Annotated in this window: 18 protein-coding genes; 7 read left to right on the forward strand and 11 right to left on the reverse strand. The window is 59.2% G+C overall.

Annotation, left to right across the window (positions count from 1 at the left end; all coding sequences use genetic code 11):
* Window positions 1-20: 20 nt before the first annotated feature.
* From DOU54_RS08345 to DOU54_RS08355, 3 genes are read left to right on the forward strand one after another with little or no spacing between them, the layout of a single operon-like run.
* The gene (locus DOU54_RS08345) at window positions 21-1229 is read left to right on the forward strand and encodes a glycosyltransferase family protein (protein WP_113382064.1); all 1209 of its coding nucleotides are present in this window, start codon (window positions 21-23) and stop codon (window positions 1227-1229) included.
* 41 nt (window positions 1230-1270) lie between these two features.
* Window positions 1271-2518, forward strand: a complete 1248-nt coding sequence (locus DOU54_RS08350; protein ID WP_162749681.1) for a glycosyltransferase family 4 protein — start codon at window positions 1271-1273, stop codon at window positions 2516-2518.
* Window positions 2515-3666: a glycosyltransferase family protein gene (locus DOU54_RS08355; RefSeq protein WP_113382063.1), complete on the forward strand. Its 1152-nt coding sequence runs from the start codon at window positions 2515-2517 to the stop codon at window positions 3664-3666. The genes DOU54_RS08350 and DOU54_RS08355 overlap by 4 nt, the downstream gene beginning before the upstream one ends.
* Here DOU54_RS08355 and DOU54_RS08360 read toward each other — a convergent pair.
* The 6 genes from DOU54_RS08360 to DOU54_RS08385 all read right to left on the reverse strand — a co-directional run bounded on the left by DOU54_RS08360 (window position 3632) and on the right by DOU54_RS08385 (window position 10802).
* A complete protein-coding gene (locus DOU54_RS08360; protein ID WP_004443708.1) occupies window positions 3632-4372 on the reverse strand; it encodes a copper homeostasis protein CutC in 741 nt (246 codons plus the stop codon). The genes DOU54_RS08355 and DOU54_RS08360 overlap by 35 nt on opposite strands.
* A 25-nt stretch (window positions 4373-4397) precedes the next feature.
* Entirely contained in the window at window positions 4398-5603 is a 1206-nt protein-coding gene (locus DOU54_RS08365) for an MFS transporter (RefSeq protein WP_004443711.1), read from the reverse strand.
* 62 nt (window positions 5604-5665) lie between these two features.
* Window positions 5666-7099: a M81 family metallopeptidase gene (locus DOU54_RS08370; protein WP_113382062.1), complete on the reverse strand. Its 1434-nt coding sequence runs from the start codon at window positions 7097-7099 to the stop codon at window positions 5666-5668.
* 12 nt (window positions 7100-7111) lie between these two features.
* Window positions 7112-9031 (reverse strand): beta-N-acetylhexosaminidase, encoded by a 1920-nt coding sequence (locus DOU54_RS08375; protein WP_107340333.1) that lies wholly within the window; start codon window positions 9029-9031, stop codon window positions 7112-7114.
* Window positions 9032-9075: 44 nt separating this feature from the next.
* Entirely contained in the window at window positions 9076-9858 is a 783-nt protein-coding gene (locus DOU54_RS08380) for an SDR family oxidoreductase (RefSeq protein WP_113382061.1), read from the reverse strand.
* 80 nt (window positions 9859-9938) lie between these two features.
* Complete coding sequence (locus DOU54_RS08385) at window positions 9939-10802, reverse strand: MurR/RpiR family transcriptional regulator (RefSeq protein ID WP_004443719.1); 864 nt, start codon at window positions 10800-10802, stop codon at window positions 9939-9941.
* A gap of 243 nt (window positions 10803-11045) precedes the next feature.
* Here DOU54_RS08385 and DOU54_RS08390 point away from each other — a divergent pair, with 243 nt between their 5' ends.
* On the forward strand, window positions 11046-11531 hold the full coding sequence (locus DOU54_RS08390) for a hypothetical protein (RefSeq protein WP_113382060.1): 486 nt from the start codon (window positions 11046-11048) through the stop codon (window positions 11529-11531).
* Between the two features lie 149 nt (window positions 11532-11680).
* On the opposite strand, the gene DOU54_RS08395 is transcribed toward DOU54_RS08390, so the two are convergent.
* From DOU54_RS08395 to DOU54_RS08415, 5 genes are all read right to left on the reverse strand, one after another.
* Window positions 11681-12793 (reverse strand): ABC transporter ATP-binding protein, encoded by a 1113-nt coding sequence (locus DOU54_RS08395; protein WP_113382059.1) that lies wholly within the window; start codon window positions 12791-12793, stop codon window positions 11681-11683.
* Between the two features lie 187 nt (window positions 12794-12980).
* Window positions 12981-14213, reverse strand: coding sequence for an ABC transporter substrate-binding protein (locus DOU54_RS08400; protein WP_004443722.1), 1233 nt, complete (start codon window positions 14211-14213; stop codon window positions 12981-12983).
* 38 nt (window positions 14214-14251) lie between these two features.
* On the reverse strand, window positions 14252-15109 hold the full coding sequence (locus DOU54_RS08405) for a carbohydrate ABC transporter permease (protein ID WP_004443724.1): 858 nt from the start codon (window positions 15107-15109) through the stop codon (window positions 14252-14254).
* Entirely contained in the window at window positions 15106-15990 is an 885-nt protein-coding gene (locus tag DOU54_RS08410; RefSeq protein ID WP_004443728.1) for a carbohydrate ABC transporter permease, read from the reverse strand. Before DOU54_RS08410 ends, DOU54_RS08405 begins: the two co-directional genes overlap by 4 nt.
* A gap of 11 nt (window positions 15991-16001) precedes the next feature.
* The gene (locus DOU54_RS08415; RefSeq protein ID WP_004443731.1) at window positions 16002-17183 is read right to left on the reverse strand and encodes a Gfo/Idh/MocA family protein; all 1182 of its coding nucleotides are present in this window, start codon (window positions 17181-17183) and stop codon (window positions 16002-16004) included.
* 440 nt (window positions 17184-17623) lie between these two features.
* On the opposite strand from DOU54_RS08415, the gene DOU54_RS08425 reads away from it, so the two are divergent.
* The 3 genes from DOU54_RS08425 to nagA are packed head-to-tail and all read left to right on the forward strand — an operon-like array spanning window position 17624 to window position 20593.
* Window positions 17624-18376, forward strand: coding sequence for a GntR family transcriptional regulator (locus DOU54_RS08425; RefSeq protein WP_113382058.1), 753 nt, complete (start codon window positions 17624-17626; stop codon window positions 18374-18376).
* A gap of 25 nt (window positions 18377-18401) precedes the next feature.
* Window positions 18402-19424, forward strand: a complete 1023-nt coding sequence (locus DOU54_RS08430) for an SIS domain-containing protein (protein WP_004443735.1) — start codon at window positions 18402-18404, stop codon at window positions 19422-19424.
* The gene (nagA, locus tag DOU54_RS08435) at window positions 19421-20593 is read left to right on the forward strand and encodes an N-acetylglucosamine-6-phosphate deacetylase (protein ID WP_113382057.1); all 1173 of its coding nucleotides are present in this window, start codon (window positions 19421-19423) and stop codon (window positions 20591-20593) included. The genes DOU54_RS08430 and nagA overlap by 4 nt, the downstream gene beginning before the upstream one ends.

The following is a 20593-nucleotide window of genomic DNA, read 5'->3' on the forward strand; positions in this document are numbered from 1 at the left end:
GGCAAAAAGAGGTGTGGCCCATGAGCTCCCGTTTGAACGACGCGCGCATTCTCATGTACAGCCACGATTCCTTCGGTCTCGGCCATCTGCGGCGGTGTCGCACCATTGCGCATGCCCTGGTGGAGGATTATCGCGGTCTCAACGTCCTCATCATTTCAGGGGCTACCATTGCCGGTGCCTTCGATTATCGCGCCCGCGTCGATTTCGTGAAAATTCCGAGCGTCATCAAGCTGCGCAACGGCGAATACACCTCGATGGACAGGCATATCGATCTTCAGGAAACGCTGAAGATGCGCCGGTCCATCATCTACCATACCGCCGAAAGCTTTCAGCCTGACATCTTCATCGTCGACAAGGAGCCCATGGGCCTTCGCGGCGAGGTGGAGGAAACACTCGCTTATCTCAAGGGACAGGGCACCAAGCTCGTCATCGGCCTGCGTGATGTCATGGATGCGCCGCAGCTGCTCGAGGCGGAGTGGAAGCGCAACAACGTCATGACCAAGATCGGCCAGTTCTATGACCATGTCTGGGTCTATGGCCCGCCGGATTTCCACGATCCGCTGACAGGGCTCGACGTTCCGCAGGCGGTGCGCGACAAGATGGATTTCGTGGGCTTTCTTCAGAGATCGAAGACACAGGCGGAGACCGCGGCGCATCGGCCGGAAGGCGATTATCTTCTCATCACCACAGGCGGCGGTGGCGACGGCAGTGAATTGATCGATGACGTCATCAACGCCTACCGACATGACCCGGAGCTGACGCACAAGGCGCTGGTCGTGCTCGGCCCTTATATGCCGGCGGACCAGCGCCAGCGCTTCATGAGCAGCGTGGCCGATATACCGCACATCGAAATCATCGAATTCGACAATCGCATGGAAGATCTCGTCGCTGGTGCGCAGGCCGTGGTCTCCATGGGCGGCTATAACACCGTCTGCGAAATATTGTCCTTCGACAAACCCGCACTCGTCGTGCCCCGCACGGTGCCGCGGGAGGAGCAGCTTATCCGCGCCAGCCGCGCATCGGAGCTGGGTCTTTTCGACATGCTCCTGCCGGAAGATGCCGAGAACCCCGCCAAGATGGCGGCCGCCCTCAAAGCCCTGCCGCACCGCGCGCCGCCATCCGTCAATTCGTGCGGGCTGAAGCTCGACGGGTTGGAAAACATATCACGCAGGATTGCCGAATGGCTGCCGCCCGAGGGCGACAAGACGCCGATCACGCTCAGCGCGTAACCCGGCCTCGGCAACCAACGTTCAGAAGAGACGCGCGCAACGTGACTGATGCAAAAAAAATCGTGGTGCTCCTCAAGGGCTATCCGCGCCTGTCCGAGACTTTTATCGCCCAGGAATTGCTGGGGCTTGAAAAGGCCGGGCTGAAGCTCGAACTCATGTCCATGCGCCGGCCGACGGACAAGAAACGCCATCCCGTTCATGATGAGATCCGCGCGCCCGTCACCTACCTGCCGGAGTATCTGCATGAGGAACCTCTGCGTGTGCTGAAAGCCCTGTGGGGATGTCGCAAAAGGCCGGGCTTCACCAAGGCGCTTCGCCAGTTTCTCAGCGACCTGCCCCATGATCTCAGCCGCAACCGCTTTCGCCGTTTCGGTCAGGCGGCCGTGCTGGCCAATGAATGGCCGGAGGATGCCGGGTGGCTGCATGTGCATTTCATTCATACGCCCGCCTCAGTCGCGGCCTATACCCATCTCATCACGGGCACGCCCTGGACGATTTCGGCCCACGCCAAGGACATCTGGACCTCCAGCGACCGTGACCTTGCCGCCAAGCTGCAAAGCGCCCGCTGGGCCGTGACCTGCACTGCCGGCGGCTTTCGGCATCTGCAGACCCTTTCCGGGGTGAGGCAGAACGTGCATCTGAGTTATCATGGCCTCGATCTCACGCGTTTCCCGCATTTCGACACGCCGCGGCCGGCGAGAGACGGTTCAGATGCCGAGGATCCGGTCAGGATTTTGAGTGTCGGCCGTGCGGTCAAGAAAAAGGGAATCGATATTCTGTTGCGCGCGCTCGCCTCGCTGCCACGCAATATCCATTGGCGCTTTACCCATATCGGCGGCGGGGACGAATTGGCTGCGCTGAAAAAACTCGCGGACGAACTTGGCGTCTCCGACAGGGTCGTCTGGACGGGAGCCATGGACCAGAAGCAGGTGCTGGAGAATTACCGGCAAGCGGACCTCTTTGCCCTTGCCTGCCGCATCACCAGCGATGGCGACCGCGACGGTCTTCCCAACGTGCTGGTCGAGGCTGCGAGCCAGGCGATGACCTGCATCTCCACCAACATATCGGGCATTCCAGAGTTCTTCGTCAGTGGTGAAAACGGCCTGCTCACAGAGCCGGAAAATCCAGCGGCCTTCGCAGAAGCCCTGCGCTTGGCTATTACCGATCCGCAATTGCGCCAGCGACTTGGCAACGCCGCCGAAAACCGCGTGCGCACCGCCTTCGATCATCGCACCAGCATTGCCGAACTGAAGACGCTCTTCGAGACCGAATGGGAAAAGACACCATGATCGAGATGGAAAAGCGGCCCTGTGTTTTCTTTTATGTCCAGCATCTTCTTGGCATCGGCCATATAGCCCGCGCCAGCCGCATCGCCAATGCCCTTCAGGTGGATGGCTTCAACGTGGTTCTGGTGACGGGCGGAACGCCTGTCCCGGGTTTTCCGGGTGAAGGCATCCGTCATGTCGAATTGCCGCCGATTGCCGTCAGCGATGGCAGTTTTGCCGGCCTGGTCGACAGTGCCGGCAAACCGGTGGATGACGACTTCAAGAGGCTCAGGACCGATATGCTGATCGGTGCCTATCATGGCGCCAAACCCGATATCGTCATCATTGAGGCTTTTCCCTTCGGCCGCAGGCAGGTGCGGTTCGAACTGCTTCCGCTTCTCGATGAGATCGAGGATAGCGAACCGCGCCCGCTCGTCATGGCGTCATTGCGAGATATATTGCAGGAAAAAACCAAGCCGGGCCGGGATGAAGAAACCGTCTCGCTGGTAAAGAAACATTTCGACGCCGTGCTCGTGCACGGCGACCCGGATTTCGCCCGGCTGGAAGATACCTTTCCCCTCGCCAGCGAGATACGTCAGCGTATTGTCTATACCGGCCTGGTGGCCCCGCTTCCACCGCCGGAACCGGTCGAGAAATTCGATATTGTGGTCTCCGCCGGCGGCGGCGCTGTCGGTGCGGCCCTTGTCCGGGCCGCCCTTGAGGCCGCGCCGCTGCTGGACGGTATCAAGAGCTGGTGTCTCGTCACCGGTCCCAATATGCCACAGGCGGATTTCGATGCGATATTGGCTGCGGCACCGGAAAATATCTCCGTTTTCCGCTTCCGCAAGGATTTCGCGAGCTTGCTCGCCGGCGCGCGCCTTTCGGTATCACAGGCCGGCTACAACACCGTCTGCGATATTCTTCAGGCAAAATGCCGTTCGCTCCTCATCCCTTTCGCGGCCGGCGGTGAAACCGAACAGAGCGCCCGTGCGGTGCGGCTGGCCGGGCTTGGGCTTGCCCATGTGCTGGAAGAGAAAGATATTTCGCCAGCCTCCATGGCCGAAGCGATCAAGGCGGCACTCGTCCTGCCGCCACCCGGTACGGTCCACCTCAATCTCGATGGCGCCGCCGGGACGGCTAGGACGCTGCATCGGCTTTATGATGAGCGGTAAGGATCGCCTTTAGTTCACGCACCGCTGCCTCATCCGTGACTTTGCGCCCCGCCCCGGTGAAACCGAGCTTCGCCACGCGGCTTTCCGGATCATAGTGAGGAACGGCGGAACAGGATGCGTGGATTTCGGTGATTAGAAGCCGGTCAAGCAGCGTCTGCACGCTTTGCGGACGCACGCCGGCACCCGGCATGATGGTGATCCGCCCGGCAGCGACCTCCGACAAGCGCGCCAGAGTGTCCACCCCTTCCAGCGCTGAACGTGCGCCGCCGGAAGTGAGAATTCTGGAAAAGCCCAGCGCAACGGCGGCCTCGAGGGCTTCATCCATGGCGGGAACGACATCGAAAGCCCGGTGAAGCGTTACATCCAGACCGTTGGCATGACGACGCAGCTCTTCGAGCAGCGGGAGATCGAGGGAGCCGTCCTCGCGCGATGCACCGAGCACCACGCCGGAAAGGCCCGCGGCGCGCGCCGCATCTATATCGCGTTTCATCACATCCGCTTCATCACGCGTGAAAACGAAATCGCCGGCACGTGGCCTGATCATCACGCTGACGGGCAACCCATAAGCCGCAGCGCGGTGCATAAAGCCGACAGACGGGGTGACCCCGCCGCCGGACAGTGCCGCGCAAAGTTCGATACGGTCTGCCCCGCCTCTCACTGCGGCTTCCAGGCCGGCCACATCGTCCACGCAAATCTCGAGAATCATCATAGCCTCTTTCATTCGATGGCGGTTACCTGCGGCGACCGATCCCATCAAGGGCGTAGAGCATATAAACCCCGCCAATCCCGACGATCGCCCCGAGGATCGACGTTCCCGAATAATTGGAGACGAGCGTGCCAAGGGCAAAAATCAGGGCGCCCAAACCCGCTCCAAGAAAAATATTGACGGCGATCAGCGAACTGCCGAGGCCCGGCCGGTCCGCGATCAGTTCCTGCAGGTAGGTGATGGGTATGCTGATGATCGCGGCCGCCCCCAGTGCGCTGATGACGGTCTGGGCATAGATATGCCACGGCGCCGATGCGAGCCCCTGCAGGATCAGGTAAACAGCGTAAAGCAGTGCGCCCGCGGCAAGCGTCAGCGTCTGGGGCACCTTCTTTTCTATCCAGCCCCACAGCAGGATGAAAACGATTTCCAGCGCGGCGACGATACCGGCGACGATGCCGATATCGGCCACCGTACCCTTGGCCTGCCCGGTAATGATGAGGGAGCGCACGGAATCGTTCAAATGCAGCATCGAGCAGATCAATGCGATGGCGACGATCCGAAGTAGCACCCGACGCGATCCGATTTCACCAAGCGAGGCGCGCAGACCAAAACGCGCTTCGGTATTGGCCGAGGCGGGCGTGGCGGCGCGCGGCAGGCAGAAGGCCACCAGCAGAAAACAGACGAGCGCGCATATGCCCGAGAACAAGAACGCGGTCAGCATGTTTCCGGAATTCACCAGAAATACCCCCACAAGCCCCGGCACCAGCACCCAGGAAAGCGAGATCGTCGCCCGCATGATGGAATTCACCGCGATCATCTCGCCCGTCGAAAGATTGCGGGCGTCGGCACGCACATGCGCAAAGATCAGCGAATTCATCGCGCCGAAAATTGGCAAAAGCACGAGTTTGGAGGCCACAAAGGCAGTGGCATTACCGGCGAGATACACCAGCAGGTAGCCGCTGACACCGAACAGCGCAATATAGAGCATTGGCTTGCGATATTCACCCAGCCTGTCAGCGACGATGCCCATCAGCACGCTGGCGCTGACATTGATGACGGCGGCAAACAGCATCAGCAGCGAATAGACGGTGTTGCTGAGCCCGATTTCGCGAATGCCGATCACCGCCTGATAGGGCGCGGTCGCCGCATTCGAAAATCCGAAGAATAGGATGGCGAGCGCCCCGATGCGGATCGACGGATTGTTGATGACGATGGAAAGAGCCGACGGCATGGATGTTCGCCTGAGATGATCCGGCAAAGCCGGATCGCTGGATTGAAGCTACCGGACCGCTGTCATCGCCAGCGGACCGAAAGGGCAGGATTCGGGATATAATCGAAGTGCGGCTTCCAGGGATAAAAATCGCCCTCCCGACGGCGATTGGGAAGATTTTCAATATCCTGATTGATTACACCCTCCGTCAACGCCATGAGGTTGGGATTGGCGATCGGCGCAAGCTCCGGCGACAGGTAACCGGATTTCACCACCAGAAGCCGCACGTCCTTCGGATCGAAGCCAAGACGGGTAAAATCCGAAATCATGTGATAGGGCCGGCGACGGGCGGCCAGAATGACCGTGATTCCGCCGATGACGATCACAGCCTGTCGCTGATCCGCCGCACCGGGATCGTCCAGTGTCACAACCTCGGCTTCAACGGTGACGGACGGGCTCTTCGGATCAAGACTTCCGCCGATCTTCAGGGAAAGGATCGCGCCTTCGCCCGCCGCAAAACAGGCTTCGACCGCAGGCCTGTCGGTAATGCCGCCCACCAATGCACCCTGCCAGTCACGCGCAAGGAGCGCCGCCAGAACATCGGCGCGATCGCCCACCCCGCCGCCAGTGGGGTTATCGCCCGAGTCCGCCAGAATGATCGGCCGGGTGGTCGTCGTTTCCGCAATATCCAGAATTTTCGCGAGCGGCTCCGTCACGGGACCGAAATGAAAATCCTGCCGGGCGTCCCAGTAGGATTGCGCGATCTCGGCCGCAATTGCCTGTGCGGCCGCTTTATCCGTTCCCGTCACCACGGCGCAAGCGGTCGCTCTCGGTTCATCCGCCCAGACGTAGCCGATCATGAAATTCGCATCCCAGATGCCAGGGCGGGCGTCATGATCAGGAAGGAAAGCATAAAGGCTCCTGGCCGGCTCGTCTTCCGTGGAAGTCTTCTCGCCGGGCAGCAGAACGGGGATTTTCGCCCAGGCGATACCGGGTCTTGTCCCTGTCTCCAGGGCCCTGATCAACATCGTCCAGGCGCGCACCATCGTCTCCCGCACATCGATATGCGGCGCAGTTCGATAGCCGGCAAATATGTCGAGTTGATCGATGATCGTCTGGCTGACATTACCGTGCAGGTCGTAGCTCGCGGAGATGACGACATCCGGTCCGACCACGGTGCGGGCGCTTGAAATCCAGTCGCCCTCCGCATCGTCCATGCCTTCAACATTCATCGCGCCATGCATGGCGAGATAAAGTCCGTCCAAGGGCAATGAGGCTTTCAGGCGCTCGAGGAATTCCCGCTTGAAAGCTTCGTAGGCCGGGCGCGACACCGGACCGCCCGGCACCGCCCGGGCGTGCAGAAGCGGCAGCACCTCCGCTCCGCCTTCGCCGAGAAAGTTGAAATATTCGGCCTCCAGCAACTCCGCGCCGCGAAAGACGCGAAAATCCTCCTGCCCCATCAACACCGGCGAGTAGGTGCTGCACTCGGTATGGATTCCACCAACGGCAATACGCATGTCACCTTCCCCTCAATACACCGGACTAAAGGGAACGATGGCCGCAAAACGCAACCAGTCCTTCTGCGCCTTCGGTGTCCAGGCCGCCTCGGCAATGGCCGGTAGCCGCGGGAAGACCAGATGGTTGAAATAGGCGCGGTTGAGGAAATGTTCTGACCAGATGCAGGCCTGAACGCCCTTCATCCTCTCCTTCAACTCCTCTGGAAAATCACCGATCGCCTCATAAGAGTAGGTGTGGGAAGGCGGAACGGTGCCGGCCCAGCTGGCACCCGGCTCCTGCCAGGCTTCGTCCTGAACCATGTCGAGATAATAGGCCTGCCCCGGGGTCATCACCACATCGTAACCCTGCCTTGCGAGTTCAAGGCCGACCTCCGGCTTCTGCCACGCCATCAGCAATGTTCCCGCGGGGTCGACGCCGCCGCCGTGCGAAACCTCGTCCCAGCCGGCCAGCTGACGGCCGCGCTCGTGCAACATGGCCTGAATGCGTTTCATGAAGTGGGACTGGATACCGAAAGTACCATCCAGTCCCTCCTTTTCCATCAGCGCCTTGGCGAGTGGCGAGGCGAGCCAGGATCCGTCCGCAACCTCATCGCCGCCGATGTGGATCAGCCGAGACGGGAACAGCTCCACCATCTCGTCGAAAACCTTGCCGAGGAATTCGTAAGTGAGTTCGATGGCCGGATTGAGCGCGTTATTAGGATATCCCTGCACGGAGCGGTAGCTGTCAGGGGCTTCCTGCCCGTCCGTCAGTTCCGGATAGGCGACGAGGGCAGCCGTACTATGGCCGGGAATATCGACTTCCGGCACGATTTCGACATTCAGCGCCGCCGCATGGGCAACGACCATGCGCACATCGTCCTGGGTATAATAACCGGAGACCGGTTCCGCGCCGTTGCCGAGCTGCGGCAGGAGCGGCGCATCCGGGCCGCGTGTGGCGCCGACCGTGGTCAATAACGGATAAGCCTTGATTTCAAGACGCCACGCCTCATCATCCGTCAGATGCCAGTGGAAGCGGTTCATGCGCAGCCATGCAAGAATATCGATGAGCCGCACGACATCCTGTGTCGGATAAAATTGCCGCGAGACATCCAGGTGGCAGCCCCGCCAGCTATAACGCGGCGCATCGCTGATTGTGCCGGACGCGGGAAAACGGAACCTTGGATCGAGACGCGCGCCATGCAGCAATTGCGCCAGAACCGTCAGGCCATACTGCAGCCCGGCAGCGGCCGAGTATTCCACGACAACAAAGTCAGAGGAAAAGGAAAGGCGATAACCTTCCGCCTCCAGTCCGCTATGCTGTTTGAAGTGCAGGGCCTTTCCCTCATGCACAGGGGCGAGGCTGAAGGGCACGTGCCCGACGGCAAATAGCCTGCGGAACAGCGAAAGCACGGTTTCCACCGCAAGGACTTCATCGGCCTTGGCATCTTCCGACGGGAAGAGCGCGACGGGAAAGCCGTCGCCGGGCTCGGCATCGATTTCGGCGGGCCAGGGCTGGATGGCAAAAGGCAGAACAAGCTTGCCTTCTGGAAGCAGCACCGGCGCCGGCTCGCTGTGACGCCCGTCCAACATCAGGTCCCCGACATCAACGGCGCGATGCGTGCCGTCGGCAAGGCTGATATAGGCGGATTTTGCACCATCCGTGCGATGCCGGGCGGGCCTCAGCAACCCATCGACGGTGAAACGCCAGGATTTGCCGGGTTCCAGCACGAAACCGGCAGGCGGCGCGAATTCATGGAAATTGGCGTTACGGCGCAGATAAACCGCATTGCCGCAAACCGGCTTGTCTACCGTCCGCGTCAGCGACGTGTAAACGATACGGAAATCCCTCAGCGGCTCTCGGGAAAGATTGATCAGCGTGAAGGTGAAGCCTCCGGATGCCGATTCCGCCAGTGGATGCCATGAATTTTCGAGACGATAGTTTGCGAGCGCCATGATGCTCCCCTTTATTGCGCATTTGACCCTATGAGAGGGCTCGGTCAGTAGTGTTCGGATTGCGAAAAAGTGCGGGCCAGCGGCGCCTGCCCCGCCGTGAGACCGCAATCGACCGGCAGGCACACGCCGCTGATGGCCGCCGCCTGCGGTCCCGCCAGAAAGGCGACCGCATTCGCCACGTCTTCGGGTTTCACGATGCGCTGCAGCGGATACCAGCGCTTCGCCTCCTCGAAGACCTGGGGATTGGCAGCGGCCCGCACCTCCCACGCCTGGGTGCGCACGGTGCCCGGCGCGACAGCGTTGGAACGGATACCGAATTTCCCGTATTCGACGGCGATGAGTTTCGTCAGGTGGATCAATCCGGCCTTCGCCGCACTATAGGCTGGATGGCCAAAAACCGACATGCCGTTGACCGACGTAATATTGACAACGGAACCCTGTGTCCGCTTCAGCGCGTCTTCAAAAGCGCGAAAGCAGAGAAACGGTGCTTCGAGATTAAGGGCATTGTCCTGCCGCCATATTTCGGCGGTCGTGTCTTTCAGACTGACAGCCCTCGCGGCACCGGCATTGTTGACGAGTGTCGCCACATCGCCCAGCTCCGCGACGTCAGCCGCCAGCCTCGAAAGATCTGCAGGATCGGTGACATCGCAGGTTTTTGCAACGAACCCGGATCCGGAAAGCAGAGAAAGCGCACTGGAAAGGGCTTCAGCATCGATATCAACCAGCACCACCTTCGCATGGCTTTCAGAAAGCGCCGCGGCAATCGCCCGCCCGATATCACCTGCCGCGCCGGTCACGATGGCGAGCTGGTCTTTCCTGTCCTTCATCTCCTGCAACTCCCTTGAAGTTTCACGATCCCTGTTGCGGGGTCTCGGGCCGAGCAGCCCACGTTTTCATCATCCCACCTTCAGTCGCCGAGCAATTGCTTGTCATCCGAATCGCGATGCTCCACGAGCTGCTGCTTGATGTGACGCAACGTCACCATCGATCTTTGCCGGTGGTGATAAGCAGCAAGCGTCGCCAGAACGTCAACGGCGGCCAGATAGGCGTAGCGCGATGAAGTCGGGCGGAAGATATTGTTACCCTCGGGCACGTTGACACCCACCACCATATCCGCGGCCGCGGCAAGCGGCGTGTCGCTCTGGGTAAGCGCGATGGTGGTAACCCCCATCTCGCGAGCCAGCCTGAAACACTTCACCAGCTCCATGTTGCGGCCGGAAAAGGAGGAGCCAATAATCACGTCCTCCTTTCGGGCCGCGGCGGTCATCATCAGCTGCATGCTGTGATCGGCACTGGTGGAGACACGCAAACCCAGGCGAAAAAGCCGGTTCTGGATTTCCGAAGCGATCATTGAGGAATTGCCGCCCGCGCCGAAGGCATAGATCATGCCGCTATTGGCGATCTTGATCGCCGCTTCATCGGCAAGGGCAGGATCGAGCGTCCTGTGCAACAGGAAAAGTGCTTCCTGAGCCTTGGCAAGCACCTCTTCCGCGACGTCCGAGGGGCCGGTGCTGGACGGTTCGGAGGTGAGGTACCGGATACCGACATAGGCCGTCTTGGCGAGACTGACCTTGAAATCCGAAAAGCTCTGGCAGCCCAGCCGGCGGCAGAACCGCGTCACCGTCGGCGGAGACACTTCGGCGCGGGCGGCAAGTTCAATGATCGACGCATTGACGGCGAATTCGAAATCCGAAACCAGAATATCGGCAATCCGCCGCTCCGATTGCGAGAATTGTCCCCTGTCTTCCTGAATTCTTGCGAAAATATCCATGCTCACCGGTCTCCGTTCCGCCAAAACTTAAGGCTTGGCCCCGTTTCCGATGCACCCTAATCCAGGCCGCCCGTCAACCGAATAAAGCCGGGAGCCGCCGTTGTTCCGTCCTCCCGAAGGCACGCCTGACATCCTCAACATGAAAACAGTTTTCTCTGTTGATTGGAAGATGAGCATATGCCAACAATAATCACCAGAGAAATTTCCAATTCCTGAAAATAATTTCAACAACGGACCAGAATCATGCGCGATCCCTTCCAAAACCCCTTCGCCGAAACCGACAGCGCCCGCCATTCCATCTGGGAGATGCTGGTAACGCGGGACATCGACGCTTTCCTTGCAGCCGACTGGTCCAGGGTAGCGGATGATTTCGTTGAAGACGGCTTCCTCGGCATCAATGCCAGTCGGGATGCAAATCCTGACAACTGGCGCCTGTCTTTCCCCTCTCTTGCCGCCTATCGCGACGAATGGGTGCGGCAGGCGAAGGATTTCCAAAACCAGCAATTTGCTGAAGACCCACGCCATGCGATCTTCACCACCACCACGCTTGAGGAAATCGAAGTGGAAGGCGAAACCGCGCTGGTTCGCAAGAAATTCGACGGCGGAATTCGCAGGGCCGATGGCGGTTTCGACGTCATGAAGTGGCAGACGCTTTATTACTGCCGGCTGCATCAAGGAAGCTGGAAGATCAGCGGCTTTACCGGCTACATGCCCAACCCCATGCCGTGATCCAACGGAGATGCTGGAGTTCAGTGAACGCCGGGCCAAAAGCCCGGCGTTATTTTTTCGCCCGGTGACGGGCAAAAATCGCCGGACACCGATCGCATCAGGAAAAGCCGGGCGCGTTAGGACAGAGTGCATGGCCCGACTCCCAGCCGTTATTGTATCAGCTTGAGGACAGAAAGATCGACGCGCCGCTCGAGAGCAATGCCGCTTTCGTCGAACAGGTGACAATCCGATGCCTTGACGCCGGTGACGATGGGCTCGTCCACCACCACGGGTGCGGAGCCGGAAAGCAGCGCGCAATAATTTTCACCTGTCGGCGCGACGCCATAGGCAATCGTGTTCACACCGAGCCGCTCGATGACACTGGGAGCCACCTTGATGTTGAGGTCCGCCGGCTCGAGGCCGGTATGTTCGGGGCGAATGCCAAGCGTTAGCTGCGCGCCTTCCAAAGCAGCGCGAGGCTCCACCGGCACGGTGATCGTCTGGCCCTCATAAGCCACCGTTACACCCTCGGGACCGACGGATTTGCAGGTGACCTTCAGGAAGTTCATTTTCGGATTACCGATGAACCCCGCGACGAACAGGTTCGCCGGCTTATGATAAAGTTCGAGCGGCGCGCCCACTTGGGCGATTTCGCCGGCATTCAGCACAACGATGCGGTCCGCCATGGTCATGGCCTCCACCTGATCGTGTGTGACATAGATCATCGTTGCCTTGAGCGTCTTGTGAAGATTGGTGAGCTCGATGCGCATATCGGCGCGAAGGGCGGCATCAAGATTGGAAAGCGGTTCGTCGAACAGGAATATCTTCGGTTCACGAACGATGGCGCGACCGATGGCAACGCGCTGGCGCTGGCCGCCGGACAACATGCCGGGGCGCTGCTGCAGGCGCTGGTCGAGCTGAAGAATCTTCGCAACGCCCTCCACCTTGTCCTTGATCTTGCCCTCTTCCATCTTTTCGACGCGCAAAGGAAAAGCGATGTTTTCGAAAACAGTCATATGCGGATAGAGCGCATAGGACTGGAAGACCATGGCGATACCACGCTTGACCGGCGGCAGTTCATTGACCTTCGCGCCGTTGATGACGACGTCGCCGCCGGAAATATCCTCAAGGCCGGCGATCATGCGCAGCAAAGTGGATTTGCCGCATCCCGAGGGGCCGACAAAAACGACGAACTCGCCATCCCTGATGTCGAGCTGAACGCCCTTGATGACTTCGAAATGTCCATAGTTCTTGCGGACGTTGTTGAGATAAAGCTGACCCAAGACTTGCCTCTCCCGTCAGCGGCCGAAATCTGGCCGCATTCAGAGACGTTCCGGACAATGATGCGGAAACCGCGTCAGACCGGAACCGTTGAAAAACACGAGAAAGAGCAGCCACAGGGGGCGGCGACCAATCTCACGGCGAAACGGACCGGTTGCGGGCATTACGCCCGCAACCGTTGCAATCGGATTATTTATATTGCTCGAGAGCGCCAGAAGCCTTCTTTGCCGCATCTTCCGGCGTTGCCTTGCCGGTAACGACAGACTGAACCATCTCGATCATCACGTCCTGGAAACCCTTGTAGTCCGTGAAGAGCGGCTCCGGCCCACCATAGGCGATACCGTCGATCAGCGGCTTCCAGAACGGATCCTTCGCAACGAATTCGTCTACCTTGGCAGACGGACGCAGCGGGGTGAGGCCCGCGCCGCCCTGCAGCTCATATTCGCCCTGGGGGCCGGGCGACGTGATGAACTTCGCAAATTCGGTCGCCTTTTCTTCAACCCCGGTTCCCTTGAAGATCGCCAGGCTGTCGGTGATGAGCAGCGTGCCGGGACCCTTGGCTTCCGGGCCGAGCGGCAGGGTCGCGATACCCCAGTTGATCTTGGTTTCCTGCAGGCGTGTTGCGGCGCCCGAGCCGGCCTGGATCATGCCGACCTTACCATCGAGGAAGATGGCGCGGATTTCATTCTGCTCATAGGCCGTTGGGCCTTCCACGGAATAGGGCGTGATGTCCTTGTAGGCCTTCAGCGCCGCGACAACCTGCGGGCTGTCGACCGTGACCTTGTCGCCGTCGATCACCTTGCCGTTGTTGGTATAAACCCAATGCATGAACTGGTGCATGGTATTGTCGAAGGTCTTGGCGGGGAGGCCGTAACCGGCAATACCCGTCTTTTCCTTGATCTGCTTGGCGAAGGCTATTTCTTCAGCCCATGTCTTCGGCGGCACTTCGGGATCGAGACCCGCCTGCTTGAACAGGTCCTTGTTCCAGTAGAGCGCCTTGGTCGAGAATGCGACGGGAACGCCCCACTGCGTGTCCTCGAACGTCACCGTGTCGACGATGTTGGGGTAATAGCTCTTCTTTTCGTCTTCGGTCATCGGCACCGGAACGATCAGATCGTTCTGCGCGAACTGCTTCAGCGTGCGCGAACCGACATAAGCCATGGCGACGGGCGTGCCGGCGGCGGCAAGCGTTGTCGCCTTGTCCTGGCACTGCGCCCAGCCGACGACCTCGGGCACAACCTTCCAGCCCTCGTTCTTGCCTTCCCATTCCTTGATGTATTTTTCGTGGATCGGGTCCATCTTGTCGCCGCAATAGATCCAGCTGATCTCCTTGTCGGCCGCGTGCGCCGTCACCGTGGTAAGGGCAGTGGAACCGGCAAATGCGAAAGCGCAGAGCGCCAATCCGTAATGTTTCAGTGCCATAGGTAGTCTCCCGTTTTGATGGTCGTTCCGGTTGTTGTTTATTTCACCGCGCCGGCGGTCAGCCCGCTGACGAGATATCGTTGCATGAAGAAGATCACGACCATGGCCGGCGCAATGCCGACGAAGCTGGCCGCCATCAACTCATTCCAGATGACTTCCTGACGACCGAAGTAGGCGAAGAGGCCGATGGGCAGCGGCATATATTCGGTCTTGGAATTGAAGGTGAGCGCGAAGATGAACTGCTGCGCATAAGCGCCGATGAAGGTTGTGATGGAGACCACGGCGATACCCGGCATCGCAAGCGGCAGGATCACCCGACGGAAGGTGTAGAAGTAGCTTGCGCCATCCACATAGGCCGCCTCTTCCAGTTCCCGCGGGATACGCAGCATATAGGTGCGCAAAAGCCAGATCGCGGTCGGGATCAGGAAAGCGGCTCCGGGAATGATCATCGCCAGATAGGTGTTCAGCACACCCATATTGCGCATCAGCCGGTAAAGCGGGATCAGGAGCACGGCGCCGGAGAACATGTTGATCGCCAGAAATGCACCGAGCAATTGCCCGCGGCCGCGAAACTGGAACCGGGCGAAGGCATATGACGCCGGCACCACCAGAAGCAGAACGATGATCGTGGAGATCGTCGAAATGAAGAACGAGTTGAAAACGTAGCGGGCAAAGCCCGGAACGCTGACCCACATGGTGCGGTAGGCCTCGAAGGAACCGTTTGTCGGCCAGAACTTGTAAGGCGAGGAAAACAGCAGGCTGAGCGGTTTCAGCGAAACCAGGAATCCTTCGACGAAGGGCGCCAGCACGAAGGTCAGGAACACGGCGATACCGCAATAAATCCCGACAATTTCATACCACCTGTAGCGGTTGATCATCGCATTCTTGTCGGTCATCGGCTGGCCTCCTGCGAGATGCGGCTGGTAATGCGGAAGTAGAAATAGGTGAAGATCGACAGGAAGATGCAGATCAGCACGGCGCGCGCGGCACCTTCACCATATTTGTAAGAGCCGATCGCCGTCTTGTACGTGTCGATGATCATGGTCGTGGTCTGGCCGGTCGGTCCGCCCTGCGTCAGGATCCAGATGATATCGAAGGAATTAAAGGTCGAAATCAACGAGATCATCGACATGGTAATCATCGCGGGCAGCATCAGCGGCAGCGTGATGCGGCGGAAGCGGTAGAGGCGGCTTGCCCCGTCTGTCCATGCGGCCTCGTAGAGATCCTGCGGAATGGCCTGGATAGCCGCCAGCAGATAGAGCGTCACCATCGGCACGCCGATCCAGACGTCAGTGACGATCGTTGCCCAGAATGCCGTTCTGCCATAGGCGAGGAATGCGACCGGACCATCCACCAGGCCGAGGTTCTGCAGCACGCCGGAAATCATGCCGAACTGGCCGTTATACATCCAGCCCCACATGAAGATGCCGATAGCCATCGGCACGATCCATGGCGGCATTGTCAGGATGCGAAACAGCGCCCGGCCGGGAACGGCGGAGTTCAGCAGCACTGCACCAAAGGTACCGATGATCATCTTTATCGAGACGGAAAAGAACGTCCAGATAAAGGTCCGCGTGATGACATCGGCAAAAGTAGCGTTGAAGATCTTCTCGTAATTGATGAAGCCGACCCAATTTGTCGTTTTCCTGAGCGACGCATCGGTAAAGGACAGGATGAAGGTATCGACAAGCGGATAAGCAACGATAACCGTGATGTATAAAAGCGCCGGCAGAAGAAGGAGCCAGGCAAAGACGACAGCGCTGCGTTTCGCTTCCATCGCGCCGCCCCTCAAGCCGTTTTCACGGCGGGGGATTTCGGCTGCCCATGCAGGGCCAGATCATATGCCTCCCAAACCGGCTTCAGATCGACCACCTTGCGGCCATGACGCGCTTCATCCATCGCAAGCGCCAGAATACCGGCCTCGATTGCGTCGAGCGCGGAAACCGGAAGCGGCGCGCCCTCGACGACATGGGCGATGACATCCTCCGCCATCTGCTCGTCCGCACCATAATGCTGCGAGAGCGTGGTTGCCGCCGAATAGGTCTTGGCCAGGGTCTTTTCATTGGTGCGGGCATTATGCACGTTGAGAAAACCGCGCACGAAATCGCCCTCCGCCATGCCCTTGGCGCCGATGACGCAGAAACGGCGGAAATCATCGGGAACGTTGAGATTGGTATGGAAGGCAAGCGAAGCGCCGTTTTCATATTCGACGATCGCCGTCTGGTAATCGATGATGTCGCCGTCGCTGTCGAAAACCTTGTCGGATCCCATCCAGCCGCTCGGCTTGCGATGGTAAACCTCCATGTCGTTGATGCCATCATTCTGCGGCGCATTGGCCGGCGTGAAGCTTTTGCGCCCGCCAAAGCTCGATACGAAACGGGGTCGCGCGCCGACAACACCATTGTAGAGATCGAGATCGTGGCAGCATTTTTCGAGCATGAAGGAGCCGGAATAGTGCTCATAACGCCGCCAGTCGCGCATGAAGAATGCGCCGTGATAGGGCGGAATATGCTCGGAAGCCTCGATGGAAACGACATCGCCAAGCTTACCTTCAGCCTGTGCGGCGCGCAGATCGCGGTAAAGCGGCGAATATCGCAGAACGAGACCCACCAGCAACCGCTCGTGACCATGCTTGTTGAGGAGCCGGGCAAGTTCGAGGCTTTCCTCGATGCTGACGACGATCGGCTTTTCGGAGAAGATGGTGCAACCCGCCTCAAGACCAATGCGGATATGGTCGAGATGCATGTGGTTCGGCGAACCGATCATCAGGAGATCGAATTTTTCATTGGCGATCAAGGCCTCGGGGCTGTCGTAAGCCTTGCCGGCCGAGATCCCCTTTTCCTTGAGACCCGGCAAGCCCGCCGGCGCCGGATCGACATAACCGACGATCTCGAAATCCTTGTCGATCTCATGAAAAACGTAGCCCAGATAACCGAGACGGAATCCGAGTCCGATAATTCCCACCTTCATGAACTTTGTTCCCTGCTCATTCGTAAATAATTTTCGCAGATTCAGCCAATTCTCCGCTGGCTATTCAGTTATCTGCGATAATTTCCAACCATGATGAAATTAGTTTTCAAAACGGTCAAGCAAAATTCGATTTACTCTGGCAAGTCGCGGATATGAAACCGATTCTTCCAGGCCGGCAGGACGCGCAACAGCTATTCACCGGCAACCGATGCCAAAACAATACCAAAAAAATGCCAATCGTCTAGAGCAATTACAATGCTCAGAAAATTTTTTTGGTTAATGCGGAAATTTCGATCATAAGGCCTTAAATTGAGGCATTAGAACGAAAAAAGCTCCGATTAATAATACAAGTTCGCCAATGGTTCTATTTTGGTATTGCTGATCGCGACTTGTGTGGTATAGCCAGAAGCAGCCATATCGGATTGTAACAGAGGTTATGGATGAACGGGGCAGCGCTTAATCTGGAGGATCTGCAATCGGGTGGCGGCCCGCTTTACCTAAAGCTGCGCCAGACGATTGAAGACGCCATCAATGGTGGCCGCCTGAAACATGGCGATGCCTTGCCGCCAGAGCGCGACATTGCGGAAAGTGCCTGCGTCAGCCGCGTCACGGTGCGCAAGGCTGTGGATGACCTCGTGCGCGACGGCCTCCTCGTCCGGCGGCACGGTTCCGGTACCTTTGTCGTCAAGCCGATCACCCGCATGCAACAGCCTCTGACCAAGCTCACTTCGTTTACGGAGGACATGCGCCGGCGTGGCATGACGGCAAGCACCCGCTGGCTGGACAGAGGCCTCTTTCACCCCACCGGCGACGAAATGATGGCGCTTGGCCTTTCACAATCGGCCATGGTGGCGCGGCTCACCCGTCTGCGCCTTGCCAATGACCAGCCGATCGCGCTTGAAGTCACGAGCCTGCCAGGCGATATTCTGCCCGACCCGCAAATGGTCGAAAATTCGCTCTATCTTGAGCTTGAGAAAAGTGGCATTCGCCCGGTGCGCGCCATCCAGCGCATCTCTGCCCGTAACCTTACCGATGAAGAAACCCTGCTGCTTGGCGTTCCGCCGGGCTCGGCAGCGCTTTCCGTTCAGCGACTGGCCTATCTGGAAAGCGGGCGCCTCATGGAAATATCCCGTGCGCTGTACCGCAGCGACGCCTATGACCTCGTCGCCGAACTGACGATGGGCCCCGAGTGACCACCAGTGATCAAGGACAGAAACAATGACAACCCTGATGCGCCAGGAAATCGATGAGATTCCCGATGCAGTCGCCCGCCTGCTCGACAATGCCAATTCGGACTTCCAGGAAGCCGGCGCCAAGCTGAAGGCCCGTGATCCGGCCGTTATCGTCACCATCGCCCGTGGATCTTCCGATCACGCCGCCCATTTCCTGAAATATGCCATCGAGCTGCAGACCGGGCTTCCGGTCGCCTCGCTCGGCCCGTCGCTCGCCTCGATCTACCAGACGAAGCTGCGGCTGGAACGGGCGGCGGCCATTGCCGTTTCGCAATCGGGCAAGAGCCCGGATATCGTCGCCTTGGCGCAAAGTGCGCGCGATGGCGGCGCGCTCACTTTCTCGCTCGTCAACACCCTGCCATCTGCGCTTGGCGATGCCGCCGATCACGCGATCGATATACAGGCTGGCCCGGAAAAAGCCGTGGCTGCCACCAAATCCTTCGTCAACTCCATCGTTGCCGGTCTCGCGATCCTTGCCGAATGGACGGAAGACAACCTGCTTGCCAAGGCGATCAGCGCCCTGCCGCAGAATTTCGCCCGGGCCGTCGCCCTTGACTGGAGCCACATCGGCGAGGCGGTCAAGGGTGAGGAATCGCTTTATATGCTTGGCCGTGGTCCTGCTCTCGCCATCGCCGCGGAAGCCGCGCTGAAATGCAAGGAAACCTGCGAACTGCACGCGGAAGCCTATTCGTCGGCGGAAGTCATGCATGGCCCGGTTTCGCTGGTCGCGCCGAGATTTCCGGTGATCGCCTTTGCCGCCCGTGACCGCGCCGAGACCTCCGTGACGGAAATTGCCGCAAATCTCTCCCGCAAGGGCGCCAATGTTTTCGTTACATCCTCAAAAGGCAGCCCCGCCAAGTCCCTGCCCTTCGTGGAAACAAACCATCCGCTGACCGATGCATTGTTGTTGATCGCGCCGTTTTACGGCTTCATCGAACAATTGTCGCGCCTGCGCGGCTTCAACCCGGATGCGCCGGTGGCGTTGAAGAAGGTGACGGAAACTCAATGAGCGGCATCAAGGCATTTGTCGGCGCCCGCATTTTCGATGGCGCCGCATGGCACGACGACAGGGTGCTCGTGACCGTGGATGGCCGTGTCGGCGACATCAGTGGCCGCATGTCCGCACCGGCAGAAGCCGAGATCATCGACGCGTCAGGATTGCTGATCACGCCTGGCTTCATTGACCTTCAGGTCAACGGCGGCGGTGGGGTGATGTTCAATAACCAGCCGGATGCGAAAGGAATAGCCCGGATCTGCTCCGCCCATGCGAAATTCGGCACCACGGCGCTGATGGTCACGCTCATCACCGACCGGCCGGATATCACATTGCGAGCCGCCGAAGCGGGCATTGACGCCCAAAGAGAAAGGGTGCCCGGTTTTCTCGGCCTGCATTTTGAGGGCCCGCATCTTTCGGTTGCCCGCAAGGGCACACATGATCCGGCACTGATCCGCAAAATGGAAGCGCCTGATCTGGCGGTGCTGACCGGATGCAAGGCAAAACTCCCCTTCGTGATGACGACCGTTGCTCCAGAGAATGTAACCTTGGAACAGGTCAAGGCGCTGGCAGAAGCCGGCATCGTCGTCAGTCTCGGCCACACGGACACAGGACTCGACATGGCGACTGCCTATGCCGAAGCAGGTGCTTCGATGGTCACACATCTTTTCAATGCCATGAGCCCGCTCGGTCATCGCGAGCCGGGGCTCGTGGGGGCGGCACTTTCAAACGGCAAGCTCGATTGTGGATTGATCGCCGACGGTTTCCATGTCGATCCGGCCGCGATGGGCATTGCGCTGCGCGCAAAGAATGGCCCGGCCCACATCTTCCTCGTCACGGATGCCATGTCGACTATCGGCACCGACGATGATGGTTTTGAACTGAATGGCAGGCGTGTCTATCGCAACGGCGGCCGGCTGACGCTTGAAGACGGTACGCTGGCGGGGGCGGATATCGATATGCTCTCCTGCATTCGCTTCATGCACGAAAAGCTGGACACGCCGCTGGAAGAGGCCTTGAGAATGGCTTCAGCCTATCCTGCCGAGGCAATCGGCGCTTCTGGCAAAGGCAGACTTCTGCCTGGTTTCGATGCGGATTTTGTCATGCTTACACCTGACCTTCAGATGCATTCGACATGGATCGGCGGAGATAAGATCCACGATGCCGCACGCTCCGGAGGCTGA

This window comes from Agrobacterium sp. MS2 (assembly GCF_003261015.1).
GTDB lineage: Bacteria > Pseudomonadota > Alphaproteobacteria > Rhizobiales > Rhizobiaceae > Agrobacterium > Agrobacterium pusense.